Source organism: Mesoflavibacter profundi, from assembly GCF_014764305.1.
Taxonomy (GTDB): domain Bacteria; phylum Bacteroidota; class Bacteroidia; order Flavobacteriales; family Flavobacteriaceae; genus Mesoflavibacter; species Mesoflavibacter profundi.
This window is the reverse complement of record NZ_CP061703.1, coordinates 2,230,896-2,247,956: the sequence shown is the minus strand read 5'-3', so window position 1 is coordinate 2,247,956 and position 17,061 is coordinate 2,230,896. Positions and strand designations below refer to the sequence as shown.

16 protein-coding genes are annotated in these 17,061 nt (G+C 28.4%); all 16 read right to left on the bottom strand.

What is annotated here, in order from left to right; translation table 11 throughout:
- Positions 1-11 precede the first annotated feature (11 nt).
- Positions 12-1,166, bottom strand: a complete 1,155-nt coding sequence (locus IFB02_RS10110) for an acylneuraminate cytidylyltransferase (RefSeq protein ID WP_106687251.1) — start codon at positions 1,164-1,166, stop codon at positions 12-14.
- Between the two features lie 117 nt (positions 1,167-1,283).
- Positions 1,284-2,186 carry a hypothetical protein gene (locus IFB02_RS10105; protein ID WP_106687250.1) on the bottom strand — a complete coding sequence of 301 codons (903 nt, stop codon included), beginning with the start codon at positions 2,184-2,186 and terminating at the stop codon, positions 1,284-1,286.
- The gene (locus IFB02_RS10100; RefSeq protein WP_191072726.1) at positions 2,187-3,626 is read right to left on the bottom strand and encodes an MBOAT family O-acyltransferase; all 1,440 of its coding nucleotides are present in this window, start codon (positions 3,624-3,626) and stop codon (positions 2,187-2,189) included.
- A complete protein-coding gene (locus tag IFB02_RS10095) occupies positions 3,626-4,507 on the bottom strand; it encodes a glycosyltransferase family 2 protein (RefSeq protein WP_106687248.1) in 882 nt (293 codons plus the stop codon). Before IFB02_RS10095 ends, IFB02_RS10100 begins: the two co-directional genes overlap by 1 nt.
- A 3-nt stretch (positions 4,508-4,510) precedes the next feature.
- Complete coding sequence (locus IFB02_RS10090; protein WP_106687247.1) at positions 4,511-5,653, bottom strand: glycosyltransferase; 1,143 nt, start codon at positions 5,651-5,653, stop codon at positions 4,511-4,513.
- A gap of 3 nt (positions 5,654-5,656) precedes the next feature.
- Positions 5,657-6,607 (bottom strand): glycosyltransferase family 2 protein, encoded by a 951-nt coding sequence (locus IFB02_RS10085; protein WP_106687246.1) that lies wholly within the window; start codon positions 6,605-6,607, stop codon positions 5,657-5,659.
- Complete coding sequence (locus IFB02_RS10080) at positions 6,604-7,560, bottom strand: glycosyltransferase family 2 protein (protein WP_191072725.1); 957 nt, start codon at positions 7,558-7,560, stop codon at positions 6,604-6,606. Before IFB02_RS10080 ends, IFB02_RS10085 begins: the two co-directional genes overlap by 4 nt.
- A 5-nt stretch (positions 7,561-7,565) precedes the next feature.
- Positions 7,566-8,747: a TDP-N-acetylfucosamine:lipid II N-acetylfucosaminyltransferase gene (locus tag IFB02_RS10075; RefSeq protein WP_191072724.1), complete on the bottom strand. Its 1,182-nt coding sequence runs from the start codon at positions 8,745-8,747 to the stop codon at positions 7,566-7,568.
- Entirely contained in the window at positions 8,740-9,870 is a 1,131-nt protein-coding gene (gene rffA / locus IFB02_RS10070; protein WP_191072723.1) for a dTDP-4-amino-4,6-dideoxygalactose transaminase, read from the bottom strand. The genes IFB02_RS10075 and rffA overlap by 8 nt, the downstream gene beginning before the upstream one ends.
- Positions 9,870-10,499 (bottom strand): acetyltransferase, encoded by a 630-nt coding sequence (locus IFB02_RS10065; RefSeq protein WP_191072722.1) that lies wholly within the window; start codon positions 10,497-10,499, stop codon positions 9,870-9,872. The genes rffA and IFB02_RS10065 overlap by 1 nt, the downstream gene beginning before the upstream one ends.
- Positions 10,499-11,131 carry an HAD family hydrolase gene (locus IFB02_RS10060; protein WP_191072721.1) on the bottom strand — a complete coding sequence of 211 codons (633 nt, stop codon included), beginning with the start codon at positions 11,129-11,131 and terminating at the stop codon, positions 10,499-10,501. The genes IFB02_RS10065 and IFB02_RS10060 overlap by 1 nt, the downstream gene beginning before the upstream one ends.
- 2 nt (positions 11,132-11,133) lie before the next feature.
- Positions 11,134-12,114, bottom strand: a complete 981-nt coding sequence (locus IFB02_RS10055; protein ID WP_191072720.1) for an ATP-grasp domain-containing protein — start codon at positions 12,112-12,114, stop codon at positions 11,134-11,136.
- On the bottom strand, positions 12,093-12,935 hold the full coding sequence (locus IFB02_RS10050; RefSeq protein WP_191072719.1) for an NAD-dependent epimerase/dehydratase family protein: 843 nt from the start codon (positions 12,933-12,935) through the stop codon (positions 12,093-12,095). Before IFB02_RS10050 ends, IFB02_RS10055 begins: the two co-directional genes overlap by 22 nt.
- 10 nt (positions 12,936-12,945) lie before the next feature.
- Positions 12,946-14,817: a DCC1-like thiol-disulfide oxidoreductase family protein gene (locus tag IFB02_RS10045; RefSeq protein WP_191072718.1), complete on the bottom strand. Its 1,872-nt coding sequence runs from the start codon at positions 14,815-14,817 to the stop codon at positions 12,946-12,948.
- 5 nt (positions 14,818-14,822) lie between these two features.
- The gene (locus IFB02_RS10040; RefSeq protein WP_191072717.1) at positions 14,823-16,091 is read right to left on the bottom strand and encodes an ABC transporter ATP-binding protein; all 1,269 of its coding nucleotides are present in this window, start codon (positions 16,089-16,091) and stop codon (positions 14,823-14,825) included.
- A gap of 44 nt (positions 16,092-16,135) precedes the next feature.
- Positions 16,136-17,005, bottom strand: coding sequence for an ABC transporter permease (locus tag IFB02_RS10035; RefSeq protein WP_191072716.1), 870 nt, complete (start codon positions 17,003-17,005; stop codon positions 16,136-16,138).
- Between the last annotated feature and the right edge of the window lie 56 nt (positions 17,006-17,061).

Here is a 17,061-nt window from a genome sequence, read left to right as displayed (position 1 = left end):
AAAATATTTCGCTAAAAGCGTTTATTATATTGTTTTATAAATTGACAAGCAGATCTAATTGCTCCTGCACCAGAAGGTTTTGGTAAAATAATATCGGCTTGATTAATTACTTCTTGCATAGCATTATTTGGTGCTAAAGACCAACCAACGCTACAAATATTTGCTAAATCATTAACATCATCACCAACATAGGCTACATTATTTAAACTAAATTGATGTGTTTTTGCCAATTGTGTTAGCAATGTATGTTTATCTTTTACACCTAAAAACACATGTTCTATTTGTAATTTTTCCATACGTTTTGCAACTAATTCAGAGCGTTCACTAGTCATAATCATCACTGTAACTCCAAACTGTCTTAAAATTTCTAATCCCATACCATCTCGCATATCAAACTGTTTGGTATGTTCTCCATCTTTTGTATAGGTTATGGTTCCATCTGTAAAAACACCATCTACATCTAGTACTAGATGAGTTATTTTTTCGGCTTTTTTTAGTTGTTGTTGACGCTGTATAAGTAATTGTTCTACAACGGTCCAATCGTTTTCTGTATCAATTTCATACAGGCTATCTTCGGGCATAGTTACAACACCAACTGCATCGCCCAATCTGTTTTCCTTTGTTTTTAAAACCGAAGCCAAACAGGTATAAACAGCTCCATTTTCTACTAAAAGTCCATCAAAATCTTGACGTCTTGGTCTATTTTTATAATCGTAATTTAATGGTTTACCGGATGCATCCCATATAAATCGATGTGTATTTACTACAGTAACTGTAGAGTCGTATCCTTTAGACAACAATGCTAAACTATTATTAATATCTGTAGCTGTTGTAAAAGGTGATGTAGCTTGCAACAAGCATATAGCATCAAAATTGTAATCTAAAGTTTGAGCAAATTCTAACATAGCACTTTCGGTACTTGCTGTGTCTGTTGCGCTAGCTTCGCTACGTTGTAAAGCTTTTATTTTATTTGTATAGTGATATTCTTTTTCAATAAAACTAATAATATCTAAATCGTCTGTATAGACATAAACCGTATCTAAATCTGATTGTAAAGCAGCTCCTAAAACCCAAGTAAATAAGGGCTTTCCAACCATTTTACGTTTGTTTTTTCCCGGAATACCTTTAGACCCTTTTCTTAAAGGAATAAAACCTACTGATGTCATATTTTGATAGGATACATTTTTTGGTTAAGTCGCTAAAATACACTTTTTTTCGGATGAAAGTGTATGTTTTCAGGATAAAAGGTAAAATATCTAAAAGCTTGTAAGAATTAATAAACTTTAGTTAACTTTTATAAGAAATTCACAAAACGAATTAGTAAAAATCCTAGCACCATTTTGATTTAGATGCGACTTATCTATAAAGTATTTATTTTGCTTAAAATCTTGATTTAAAGTGTCGTAAACAAAAATAGATTCAGGTTGTTCTACTAAATCTAAAAACCTGTTATAGAATTGCTGATCAAACGCTTCAAAACTAGGCGGAAATGCATAAACCAAATTAATTGAATTGGCTTTACACAATTGCTGTATTGCTTTAAATGCTTCGACTTTATTATCATTTTCAGCTTCAATCTTATAATTAGTTAATTTAGAATTAAATTCCATTGTAGCATCGTAACTTGTAACAAAGATTTTAGAACCATGAGAAGACAGCTTATTTATTGGTTTTACAGGTTGTTTTGTGAAGCTAAAATCGTTTTTATTTAATCGTCCTAAGCATAAAAATTTAGAAAAATAACTATGTTTATTTTCTTCTATAAGTATAGAATTAATATAATTATTCTTCTTTACTGCAAATAATTTGTCGTACCTAAAATTAAGTGTTTTTGTATCTACAAATTGATAAGTTTGATCTATTGTTAACACTACTGTTTTTGGTGCTTTATTAAAGTTTATCAAAGTCTGTAATATAAAGTGATGAAAAGTAACATCACTACCTCTATACGATAAGTTATAAGTAGATTGACCTGTTTTTTCTTCTATGGTTTTTGCAATAAAATCATGCGCGCCTCTTGATGAGCCTAATAGGATTATATCCTTTTGCATTTGTCCATCAAGAATGTTTAATAATCGTTGGTCGTCTTGAGTATGAGCCGTATTGTACAATAACACACAAAAGAGTTTATCTACTAAAAACAATAGTAAAGCAAATAGAAATATGTGTGTTAAAAATCGTTTCATTTAAAACTGAAAATAAATAAATTCTTGTTCGGTTTGACTACTAAAAATAAAAGTAAGCACTATTAAAAACATATAAAAACTCCATCGTAAGGCTTTAGATTTACGTATTAATAAACGCTCTATCGCATATGCATTTGCACGACCTAACCATTCTATAAACATAAAAAACAGTAATAAAACAAACAGGTAAAATGGTCTTACTGTTGGTAAACTTAATAGACTAGCACTAAAGATTTCTTTTAAATAGGTAAACGCATGACAAACGGTTTCTGCCCTAAAAAATATCCAAGCTAGCACTGTTAATCCAAAGGTTAATCCCATAGAAAACACGTCTTTTATATTAGGCAACCATCTATCTTGAGCTACGACATTTAAATGTGTTCTATTACGTTTAGTAAGTAATAATGGTAAAAAATAAAGTGCATTTAAAAATCCCCACATTATAAATGTCCAATTAGCGCCATGCCAAAAACCACTCACTAAAAAAATAATAAATGTATTGCGCACTTTTAACCATGTGCTTCCGCGACTTCCGCCTAAAGGAATGTATAAATAATCCCTAAACCAAGTGGATAAACTAATGTGCCAACGTCGCCAAAATTCGGCAATATCTCTTGAAAAATACGGAAATGCGAAATTCTGTTTTAAATCAAAACCAAATAATCTAGAAGTACCTATGGCAATATCAGAATATCCCGAAAAATCACCATAAATCTGAAAGGTAAAAAACAATGCGCCTATTAATAAAGTACTACCGTTATAATCTTGGCTATTGTTAAAAATTTGATTGGCATACTCGGCACAATTATCTGCAATAACAATCTTTTTAAAAAATCCCCAAAGCATTTGCTTACAACCATCTATTGCTTTACTGTAATGAAAATATCTACGTTTATAAAACTGAGGTAATAAATGGGTTGCACGCTCTATTGGTCCAGCAACTAATTGCGGAAAGAAACTTACAAATGCTAAAAATGAAATAAGATCTTTAGTTGGCTCTAGTTTCTTCTTATAAACATCTATAGTGTAACTTAAGGTTTGAAATGTGTAAAAGCTTATACCAACTGGTAAAATAATCTGTAACGTATTTGGTTTAATTTGATGCCCGAAAAAAGAAAAGGCTTGCACAAAATTGTCTACAAAAAAATTATAGTATTTAAAAAATCCTAAAAAGCCTAAGTTTACAGCTATACTTGACCAAAGTAACAACCGTCTTTTAGACTGATTTTTTTGGTTTTGCAGTTGTAATCCAATAGTATAGTCTACTAAAGAACTAAAAATAATTAATGATAAGAAACGCCAATCCCACCAACCATAAAACACATAACTAGCTAAAACCAATAACGCATTTTGAAATTTTAAACGGGTATTAGTCACAAACCAATACAATATAAATACGATTGGTAAGAAGACTGCAAAATCTATAGAGTTGAAATACATTAACTATAGCTTATTGATTTTAAATTAGTCTGTTTTAATAAGGTACTTCTCTTTACTGGTTGTCTAAATTTTAAGATTGAACGTAAAGAAAACAAAGCACTAAATACAACTTGCCAATACATTTTAAAATATTTAAAATCGGTTAATGCATAGCTTTTAAAGTTATGCCACAACAATCGAATTAGCTTTTTTATAGGTTTAGGATGATACACCAAATAATAACGTATACTATTGCGTAACTGATGTTTAAATCTATAATAATTACGTCCTTGCTGTTTACGTAACTTAGTATTTACCCTATGATTAACTTGTAAATTGTAAGTATATAAAATGTCATATCCTAAATCTAAGACTTCTATAGCCAATGCAGGTTCTTCTCCATATATAGTCATCCATTTTGGAAAACCATTTGTTGCCTCATAAACCGATTTTTTTATTGCAAAACCACATCCTATAAAATCTGTAGTTATATAGTCTTCACCTGTTTTAACGTGTTGTAAAGCATCTTGATCTGTGTTAAATAATCCTCTAACTTCTTGAAATGCGATTATCCCTAAATTTGGATTAATTTCAAAATAATGCTTAACTGCGTTATTAAAATTTGTGGTTAACGGATGTGCATCGTCGTCTAATCCTACAAATATGTCGCCTTTTGCCTTTTTATAAAGTATAGCTCTTGCTGGCGATGCACTAACACTTTGCTGTAAAATGGTCCAGTTTACCCAATTATAATCTTTTACTATAGCTTCTGTAGCATTACAACCATCGATTAAAACTAAAACTTCATGAACAGATAAATCTATTATTTTATAGAGTTTATCTAAGGTTACTTTTAAATCGGCTGCTCTATGTTTAGTGACTATTAAAAAAGAAATATCCATAGGTTATTTTATAATTTGGGTATATAAAGACTGTATTTTAGGTTGCAAATGTAAACGATTACATCTTTTATCTATTAATTTAACATTAATGTCTTTAGCATGTTCTAATAAGGCTTGATTGTTTAGTGCTTCGGTTATTAATTGTTCAATGTCTTTTATATCTAATGGATTATGTATTAAAAATCCATTTTTATGATGTGTAATCACTTCTTCTGTAACATGTCCAGGATTGGATTGGATTGGAAATGCGCCCATTCCCATTGCTTCTAATAAAGCATTTGGCATTCCATCTGAAGTACTACTTGCTATATGTAAAAGACTGTTTCCCATATAACTTAATAGCGTTGAATTACTTAAAAATTGACCGCGTTTAAATATCTTCACATCTAAATTACTAAATACAGTAGATTGCTTTAAATAATCTATAACCACTTGATCTGCACTGTAAACAACAATTTGCTTATCCTTTAATAATTTAATATCTACGTTAGCTAAAGCTTTTAAAACAATAATGGCTTGTCCTACGCCATCATCGTAACCTTTTACCATGATAGTTTGACGTTGCGATATAGGTACAATAGCATCTAATGGAATGCTTATACCACCATTTCCTGGAAATACGCCTAAAAACTTATGTTTAAACCCTAAGTTTTGAGCGATTTTATAGTCTCTTTGGCAATCTGTAATTAGATAATCTACGCGATTTAAAAACTGTTTTGCCTCTTGTGTAGTAACACCAAGTGCTTTATAATTATACATGTCGCTTCCCCAAGACGAATAGATTACTGGTAGTGTTGTTTGTTCTAAAACTTCTAAAATAGGTAAACCAGATAATTGCATTTCAAAACAATGTATAATATCTGGTTGTATTTGGTGTAACACCTTTTCAAACGCTTTTAACACCGATACTTCATTAACCTGTTGAATTAGTGTATATAATTTAGGTGCATGTTTTTTAATACGTTGTCGTAATGGATAATCCCATCTTAATTTCCAACCGTTACATTGCTTTACCCAATGTATTTTTTTTGAAAACCCATTGCCATCTGTGATATCAAACCAATACACTTCATGTCCTGAATGTTCTAGTTGATTTACCCACTGAAAAAAGTGATGATTTGGTATGGCTACGGTTAGAATTTTCATTAGTTATCTAAATAATACACGTTTAATAATTAGTCCTTTAGATTTTAATTTTTCAGTTGTTGATAGTGCATTTATAGTATAAAGGAATTTAAGTTGATCTTTATATTTAAACACATATCCTATTCGGTTTTTTAATTGTTTTTCTTTTTTTAAACCTGAGTAAAACATCCAAAATGCTTTTTTTGCAATGGTTCTTTTAAATGTTTTATCATTCCACAATGTTGTATTAAAAGCTAATTTTAAACATTGATAACGATAATAAAATATGTCTAAAATTTTTATTGAATTTTCTTCTACTAAAGAACTAATTTGCGATTGATCACTATTACCGCTTCTAATCGTTGCTAAAACGTGATTTAATACGATTAGTTTTGGTTTGTTGGCCAACATCCTAATATGAAATTCGTTATCTTGGTAACGTGTAATTTGCGGATCAAATAGCTTTTTATCCTGTAAGTATTGTTTTTCCCATAAAAAACTACAGGTTTGCAATTCTATAGTCTCTAAAGCATAGTCTTTAAACAATGTGTCTTCAGAAAAATTAAATTTTGATTCTCTAAACTGTGTGAAATTTGCATTTGCATAGCGATTACGGCTAATTACTGCATTTGTATTTGTAGTAACTGCTTCGACTTTTAATTTTATAAAGTCTTTAAGCATGACATCGTCACTATCAAACCAATTTATGTAAGCTCCTTTAGATTGTAAAAAACCAAAATTTCGGCATGCATTTGCACCTTTAATATAATTTGAAGGTCTTTTGTAAATTTTAAACCTGTTATCTTTTTGTTGGTAAGAATGTAACACGTCTAAAGTATGATCTGTACTACCATCATCAACAATCACACATTCCCAATTGGTATAGGATTGTTTAGTTATAGAGTCTAATGTTTTTTTAACAATATGCGCTCTATTATATATAGGAATGATTATGGATACTAGAAAATTATTCATAATCTAAATAAAGGTTTTAATCTAGTTTCTCCAAATTTTAAAGTTTTAACCACATTATAAGCAAAATAAATTCTTTGTAATTTCATATTGAATATCAAAGATCTATTTTTATTATTAGCTTTAATAAACTTAATAACATCTTTGCTTATTTGATATTTTTTTGCTGCTAAACTTGATCTTAATAAAGTTAAAACCGATTTAATTACTGCTGCGTTTATTGCTAAGTTTTTTGGGTTAGAGTTTATTATACGTCTTCTTACTTCTAAGAAAGACTGATAATGATTTTCTATTACGTTTAAATAGTTTGAGCTTATTGAGTCTTCTGCTTGTCGATACCAAATTAGCGGTTGATCAATAAATCCACCTTTTGGATTATTTTGAAACATTCTGGAATTAAATTCTAAATCTTGAGATTGAGTTAAATCTTGATCAAATAACTGTTTATTCTCTAAAAAAGATTTTCGCCAAAATACGGTTTGTGTACCAATAGTGATTTTTCCAGAAACATAATCAAGCAAAAGATCTTTGTATTTAATATTTGTTGTTTGTTGTTGTTTAAATTGTCCGTTAATTTCTTCAAAAAAAATCATTTGACATAAACAAAATTGACTTGACTTGTTTGTATTTAAGTAGTGCGTTTTTGCTTTTAATAAATCTTTAAACATTAAATCATCACTATCAAACCATTGTATATATTGTCCTTTACTTATAGAAAAACCAAAATTACGACAAGCGTTTGCTCCTTTTTTAAATTGTTCTGGTCTTTGATATAATTTAATTCTGTTGTCTTTATTCTCATAGAATTTAACAACTTCTAAAGTATGATCTGTACTACCATCATCTACCACAATACATTCCCAATTTTTAAACGTTTGATCAATAATAGAATCTAGTGTTTTGGCAATATAATGTGCACGATTGTAGACTGGAATTATAATAGATACTTCTACCATTTTACTTATTTATTTAAATTTAAAATGGAATGAATTTGATTTTCTAAATCTCTTTTTAACTGGTTTTGGTTAAGCTGATCATACAATATTTTCCTGTTGTTTTCTATTTGATTTATATCCAAATGACTTGATATACTTTGCGCGTTTAAATCTTTTTCTACACTAAAAACTATAACACCTAAGTCTTTTAAATAATGATAAAAAGGATTTTTTTCGCTTAAAAACACTTTTGCTCCATACCATAAAATAGCTATCGTGTTACCTACAGCTTGTTGCCTAAAATTATAAAATATTGCAATTCCTATGGTGTTTAGTATTTGATTGTAATCTTCTAAAGGTAAAAATGTTAGTAATGGATTAAATTTATCTTTAAAAATGAGTTGTCCTTCTTCTTTTATTGCTTGTATATAACTTGGGTTACCGTAACTTAGTGGTACATATATTTTACTTTGTGTAATTGGTAATTGTTTTAAAGCATTAAAAACGTCTAGATGATTACCAGTTCTAAAGCCAGAATTACCGATTAAAATAGCTGTTTTATTACTTTCTATTTTTGCATTTACATCTACAATTAAATGTAACGGATAATACCAAAATTTAAAGTTTTTTTTCTCCTGTTGTATAAATTTACAAATACTGTGATGCTCTTGTTTAAAAGAAGTTGCTAGATAATCTATACGTTGGATAGATTTTTCTTTTTTTTTAATAATAGATAACTCTCTATTTCCTTTTAATGTATGATATATTGGCCTTAATGCGTTTTTCACTCGTTTTTTAAACGAGTAATTAGCACTTGGCGATTTTCTAATAAATTTTTTTAAAGTAATTGGCGCAAGTATTGGTGCGTCTTTTGTATAGTTATGATCGTTGTAAATCTCAAAACCAAAACACATCCAAACTGTTTGTATTGATTGTGGTAATTGCAAACAAAAGTCATAGAAATCTTTAGACAAGCTATGAAAAACCACAATGTCTTTTGATGTTATTTGATCAATAATATTTAAAACAGAATTACTATCTACTTTTGTAACAAACGACTGTGTATTAATATATCTAAATTCTTGAGTTATATCTTTTACAAGCACGTAAAATTTATTGTATCCGCTATAAACATCTTCAAATTGTTTTATAGCAGAATTTATAAATTTTTCGTCTTCACAAATATGATATATTAATGGTTTACTCATTAAAAAACTCTAAAATTAAGTCTATTATTAATTGCTGTTGTTGTTCTTCTAATTCAAAATAAAAAGGTAATCTTAATAATTGCGAGGTAAACTTATCTGAATTTGGTAAGTCTGTTGCTTTGTAATAATCTAAACTTTTGTAATATTCACTTTTATGTAAACTTAAATAATGAAATACTGCATAGACTTCCTTTTCTTTTAAAAATTTAATTAGTTCGCTTCTTTGGTTTTCAGTTTTACAAATTATGTAAAACATATGCGCATTATTAGTAGCGAAATCAGGAATTTTTGGCAGTGTGATTTTATTATTCTGTTCTAGAATATTTAATTGGTTATAATAATTATCCCAAATTTTTATTCGTTTAGCTTGTATGGGTTTAATATTTTCTATCTGCGCCCACAAAAAAGCTGCTATTACCTCTGATGGTAAAAATGAGGATCCAGTATCTACCCAACCATATTTATTAATTTCGCCTCTAAAAAAAGATGATCTATTTGTTCCTTTTTCCCATAAAATTTCTGCTCTATCTATAAATTGTTTGTCATTTATACCTAATAATCCTCCTTCACCTGATATTATATTTTTAGTCTCATGAAAAGAAAAAGCACTTAAATGACCTATGCTACCTAACGGCTTTTCTTTGTAATACGAATCTATTGCTTGCGCAGCATCTTCAATAACAAACAAATTATAAGTTTTTGCTAACGTCATTATTTTATCCATATCTACAGCAACACCAGCATAATGTACCACTACTATAGCTTTAGTGTTTTTGGTAATTAACGCTTCTATTTGTTCTGGATCTATATTGGGTTGATCAGATTTTGAATCTGCAAACACAATTTTTGCGCCTTGTCTTACAAATGCTAAAGCTGTAGATACAAATGTGTAAGAAGGCACTATAACCTCGTAACCTTTACAATCTATTAGCATTGCACACATCTCTAATGCATCTGTGCAAGAAGTTGTTAATAAGGCTTTTTTTATGTTATAAGTATCTTCAAAATAGTGTTGGCATTTTTTAGTAAAATCTCCATTTCCAGAAATTTTACCAGACATCACAGATTGCTCTATATAATGTGGTTCTTTACCTGTAAGATAAGGTTTATTAAATGGAATCATTATCTTATAAATTTTGCAGGATTACCAACGTATAACCCTTGTTTTTCTATTGATTTAATTACTACTGTACCTGCGCCTAATTGGGTTTTACTAGTAATAGTTATATTGTCTATTATAGTAGCATTTATTCCTAAAATACATTGCTCTTCTACATTTACAAATCCAGCAATTGCAACTCTAGGCGATAAAAAACTATGTGAACCTATAACAGAATCGTGCGCTATTGTACAATTAATATTTAAAATACAATTCTCTTTAACTTCTGTATTAGCATCTAAATTTACCTTTGGATAAATCACACAACCTTGCCCAATCTTAGCTGTTTGATCTACATAACATGAGGAATGTATAATTTTACCAAATGGTACTTGATCTTTAAACGTATCGTAAACAGTCTTTCTAACTTCTAAATGTTTATAGCCTATACCAATAATTAGCTCGTCAAATTGTTTGTTTTTATAAGCCGAAACAACATTATTTATAGTCCCTAAAACTGGTATATTTTTTATTTGATCTTGCGTTGTATAATCATCAAAAAAAACTACACTATTATAATGTTTGTCTGACAATGCAAAATGTGCGATTTGCTGTCCTAAATCTCCTGCGCCAATAATTGCCAACGTTTTCATTAAATATAGCTTTTAATTTGTTCTAAAGATGAAATTATATTAGAATGATTAGGATAAAAATTATCTCTATCTATTATTAAAGTTTTTATTCCTAATTGACTTGCTGGTTGATAATCTAATTTAAATGAATCGCCTATATATAAAACATCTTCTGGTAAGATATTTAATTTATCCAGTGCTAGTTTATATAACCTAATATCTGGTTTAGAATACCCTATTTTTTCTGAAACAAATATGTTTGAGAATGAAACATCTATTTTATCCTTTAAAACATCTTCTAAACTACTATTAAAATTAGATATAATACCTATAGGAATATTTAATTCTTGTAAAACACTACAATCATTAAATGCTTGCCAAGGTAAATAGCTGCATGCTTTAAATATTTGTTCTAAAATATCTTGATTTGGTATTATACCTAAGCTATAAAGCAATTCTGAATTAAAATTTTGGTAAAAGGTTTTATCTGTGCGATCTGGAAATTTAATTACTTCTGATAAAAGTTTGTGGTGCTTCTTTAAAATTTGAAGATCTACCTTGTAATTGTTTTTAAACAGAACTTCTAAAATTTTATCGTAAACTTCCGGTTTATGTAATAATGTACCAGCTACATCAAACAAAATATATTTCATAATTAATAAATTTTAAAATTGCTTGATTTATTGTTTAAATCTGAAGTTGTGCTGGCATCAGGATAAATTACATCATATAATAATCTTATAGCAACGCCTTCTTTTTTAGACACTTTTGAAGGTTTTTCTTGATATAAATATTCTTGTAAAATGTACTTAACATCTTGAAAACCTAGGTTATGTCTTATTGAATTTGTTCCAGAAATCCTGCAATTCACCTCAAATAAATGAATGTTTTGATTATTATCTACAATGTATTGTAAATTTAAACTTCCTCTAATTCCTTCTTGATCTATCATTTTTAAAATGATATCTTCTTTTAATTTATTATCAAAAGTATTTACTGTTTTACACTTATTTGTTGCTCCATTTTGCAATTGGCGTTCCATGGAGAAAATACCATGTAAACTTTTATTTTTATCAATGTAAATTGCTGTTGTTATCTCTTTTCCTTTATGTAAAGGTTGTATCATATAATCGTCTGAATATGATTTTGGGTCTTTGGGATTTATTGTAATACCTCGTGATCCTCTACCTTTTCTTGGTTTTACAATAATATCGCCTTCAAATCCTTCAAACTCTGATGGTAACCAAGATTGTACAAAAGGTATATTTAGTGATGTATGGTGTTTGTAAGATAGATATTTATCTAAATAAACATTTGTTATTGAAGCGTCACAAGCTACTATAGTTGCGTTTATGGAATTGGCATTTAAACTTAGATAATACACTTCAAAATCTGTAGTTGGTATTATTAGATCTACATGTTCTTCTTCAACTATTTTTTTAACAAAATCTATGTAATCATTGTCATAAGCATAAGGTACCATAAATGTTTTATCACATAAATGATTGCCTGCGCTAAATGCTTCTACATTTGTACCTATAATGTGTATTGGCCAATTTATATCTCTGATATTTCTTAATACTCCTTGACCTACATTTCCTCCTATTCCTGTTACTAAGACTGTTTTTTCTTCCATGAAATATATTGCATAAGTCCTTTTTCTACACTAAACTTTGGTGTCCAATTTAAAGTTTTTTGGGTTAACGTGTTATCAAACACATAAGAATCTGAACTATCTTCGTTTATAAATTTAATATTTGCCTGCGTTTGAGCACTTATTGTTTTAGCTAATTCTAAATTAGAAATAGATTTATCTCCAACTGCTAATAAAGGAAAATCTATAGCGTCTTCAAAAGTTATTAATCTGGTTAAAAGGTCTAATACATCTTTAATGTATATATAATTTTGCAACCTTTTTCCTTTTCCCCAAACTTCTATTTTATTTTTTTGCAACGCCATGTTTACATAGTTTGGTATTATCGTGTTTTCTTTCATATTTGGACCATATAAAGAAGATAATCTAACTATGTAACTATTTTGCGAATCTTTAAATAACTGTTCTGCTTGCAACTTAGTTTTTGCATAATAAGAACTAGGTTGTTCTTTTGACTTTTCCTTAATTATTGAAATGTTTTTGTAAACAGAAATTGTAGATATATAAATTATTTTTACTGCAGGATATTGCTCTAAGATTAGTTTTGTCGCATTTAGATTCGCTTCTTCTAAAATATTATGATCTAGAACTAAATTTCCGGAATTTACAGCTGCATGACAACAATAAATTATATCTATTTTGGATGGTATATCCTCTAAATTATTACAAACAGTAACTTTTGGATTTAATGTTCTAGATACAGTTTTATTATATAATCCATAAACTACATAATCTTGGTCTACCAAATGATTTGCTATAGCTGTACCTAAAAACCCATAAACTCCTGTTACCAGTATATTCATAATACTTTTATTAATCTAACTTCTCTTCAAAAGCTTTATCCCAATTAAATTGATATTCGTTTTTTAAAGGTTTTATAAAACCGCATGATTTCCATGGAGAATTAATATTATTTATTAAAAAATCTTTACTCCATTGATTTACCGGATTTATAGTTTTATAATAAATTTTATACCCTTTAATATCTTCTTCTAAAGTTTCATAATACCTTAAATATGGCAATAATCCTTTTTCGTACTTATTTAAATTAAAATGAGGTCCGTTAACTCTAAAAGTAGAATTAACCCAAAATGCTCCTCTTGCAACACTTTTTACAACCATTGCATCGTTATTTAATAATGGAATTATAGTTTCTTCATTTTTAGAATTTATTGAAACAACTTTAAAAACGTACTTATAATCTTCAAAATGATTTTTGTACATAAATACAGGATGATGAGTAAGACCTAAATAATCCTTGTATTCATCATTAAGTTTTTTGTAAGGATAACTTAAAACTTTATCTATTATAGAAACATTATAGTGTTGCTGAAATAATGGTGAAAACCAAATCATTAATACTTGTCCAAAAAACATTATAACTATTACTACCTTCCAAAAAAGTTTAGTAATTTTTAATGTAGTTACTCCAGATATATATAATTCTTCATTTTCTGAAATTGGATTTGTAAATACAGGTACATTACAATTATCTACCGTACATCTTTCTGTTATTCGATTTCCTGCTATTAACTGGTATAATTTACGTCCTAATACATTAATTAAAGGTAAACTTAAAATTAAACCTAAAGGATAGGTATAAATCATTGCTTTTAACAACTTTACGTAAGCGTAGTAACCTATGTAAACCTTTCCGTTTTTATCTACACCATGTATATTTATTAATACATCTTCTTCTGGTATATTCTTAAAAGCCTCTTCTTTAGTAAAGTTATTTTGTACATCTACACATTGTATTGCGTTAAAAACATCAAAATGTTTAATTATAATAATGATTTTATTGCATAACGGACATTCTAAATCATAATAAAATTTATAAAGTGGACTTTTTAATTTAAGGCTATTAGAAATCTTTAACCAAAAAGAAATTGGAACCATTAAAACATATACAACTATTGCTGTTAGTGCAAACCAAGGTATTGGATATGTAATTAAAATTCCTATATGCAAAAACAATCCTATAGATAGAAGTACAATCCTGTAGCGTTTAAACCAAAATAAAGCTATAAAAACGGTTTCAAACACTAAAACTAAGTATCCTAAAAATAACATTAACCATTTTTGGTTTAGAAGCCAAGTAGAATCTGTCCAAGTAACCATTGGTAAACTGGAAGGCAACCAAACGCCTAATCCTTTGGTCCACATAACACTTGATAATTTATGAAAAATAGAATCAAAATAAACTAATCCTAATGCTGCAAAAACAACAATTAGATAATTTATTTTTAAAATTTTTCTATCAATTTTATATTGCCTACTCATGACAGAGTATTTTAATTTTTCTATTAATGCATCTATAGACAATACCCTATTTATAGGCATAAACATTAATAAAAAATTTATACCTACGTAGGCATAAAACACATGATACTCAAATGTAATTGCAGAACTAAATATTACTACAGAAAATATGTAGTTTATTATTGTTGTTAATCTTTTAAATATACCTACACATAAAAACAATACGATAACAAACCAAAATTTAAAGATAAATGCTACATCTAATTCTCCTATAATTCTGTAAGGGTCTTTATCATAAATTAAATGTCTAAAGGTGTAAAGTTGTTTAATTTCAAAAAACAACACAATAGAATATAAAATTCTAAATATAGATAAGCCTATTGCATCTACTTTTTTATTAAAAACAGTATTAATCCACTTCATAAAAACTAGTTTATAATATTCCAATTTAATTTTGGTCTTACCATACCATTAACCTTACCTAAATAACCAGATTCGCGTTTAATATCCTTAACATCAAATGCTAATAATTCTCTGTTTTCAAATAGTTTGTACATATTACTATTATGAATATATACATGTACTTGATAAGTTATATTGTTTAAAAAATTGCTAGGAATTTCGCAATTTAATGTAATTGTTTCTTCCTTTTTAATTGAAATTAAATGACCTGTACTAAAAATAACTTCACCTCTAATTGTTTTTAAATCAAAGCCAACAGATAAGTCTTCAAAATTAGATTGGTTAAGGATTTGTAATTTAAAAATTGCTTTAGAAGAAACATCTATTACAGAATCTGAAGTATTCTCTGGTAAAATAGAAGCTTCTAAAATTTTAATCCCATTATTACCTATTGCTTCATTTACCGAAGCTGCTTTGTAAGTTTGAGTAGAAAATGATTTATCTTTTAAATACTCTGAAATGATATCTTTTGGTAATCCATTAGAAACTAATTTTCCGTTTTGCATCATTATTACTCTAGTACACAAACTCTCTACAGCTGCCATATTATGACTTACAAAAAGCACTGTTCTTCCTTCGCCTTTACTTAAGTCTTGCATCTTCCCTATAGCTTTTTTTTGGAAATCTGCATCACCTACAGCTAAGACTTCATCTACCACCAAAATTTCTGGTTCTAAAAATGCAGCAACAGCAAACGCCAGCCTAACTGTCATACCACTACTATATCTTTTTACAGGTGTATCTATGTATCTCTCGCAACCACTAAAAGCTATTATATCTTCAATTTTAGAAGAAATTTCTTTTTTAGTCATCCCTAAAATTGCACCATTTAAATAGATATTTTCTCTTCCAGTCATTTCGCCATGAAAACCTGTTCCAACTTCTAATAAAGACGCTATTCTACCTTTAGATTTTATTTCTCCTGTTGTAGGTCCAGTAACTTTAGATAATATTTTTAATAATGTAGATTTTCCTGCTCCATTTTTTCCTATAATACCTAGTACTTCTCCTTTTTCAACCTCAAAACTAACGTCTTGTAAAGCCCAAACGTAACTGGATTTTGCTTTTTTACTGCGATCGTTTTCTTCACCTATTTTTAAATAAGGGTCTTCTTTTCCTCTTATTCTATGCCACCATCTATTTAAATCATGACTTAAAGTACCAGTACCAACTAATCCTAATCGGTATTGCTTCGAGATATTGTCTACTTTTAATATTACTTTATCTTTTGTCATTTTTTTTCTCTAAAAACTATAAAACAAACACTAAACGTCAAGCACTAAACAGTGTCTATAAAAGATTTTTCTGTACGGTTAAAAATTACTAATCCTAACAAGAAAACGACTATACTAATTATTAGTGTGTATATAAATTTACTCCAATCAAAACTACCAGTATTTAATAGCATGTATCTAAATCCTTCAACCACTTGAGTTAAAGGATTATACTCTACAAAATTAGATATGTAAGTTGGGAATTTTGCTTTAGCTTCTGCAACTGGATAAGGAACAGCAGATAAATACATTAACAATGATACACCAAAACTAACTAATACGGTTAAATCTCTATATTTTGTAGTTAACGAGGATAAAATCATACCAAATCCTAGACCTAACAATGCCATTATTAACACATAAAATGGTAATAAAACTATGTGTGCATTAGGGGAAATATGACTTCCCGAAAAATAATAGTAAAGGTAAAACAACAAGAAGATAAGCAACTGAATTCCAAATTTTAATAAATTAGAAATAGTTACCGTCATAGGCATAATGACTCTTGGAAAATAAACTTTACCAAAAATAGCTTGGTTTTTTACAAAAGTATCTGATGTTCCTGATAAACATTCCTTAAAATAATTCCAAGCTGTTATTCCTGCCATATTAAATAAAAAAGCTGGAACAGCTCCAGTTTCTATTTGACCTAAATTATTAAAAATTAAAGTAAAAACAACAGCAGTAAATAAGGGTTGAATTAAAAACCATAACGGTCCTAAAATAGTCTGTTTATAAACCGTAATAATGTCTCGTTTAACAAATAAAAAAAGTAAATCACGATATCGCCAAATTTCTTTAAAATTAAAATCTACTAATTTTTTTTTTGGCGAAATGGTATATAACCAATTTTCAGACTTGTTTTCTGTATTCAAAATCTGTGAATTTATTTATAATAAGCAAATAAACGATTTTTTTGGTATTTTAACGC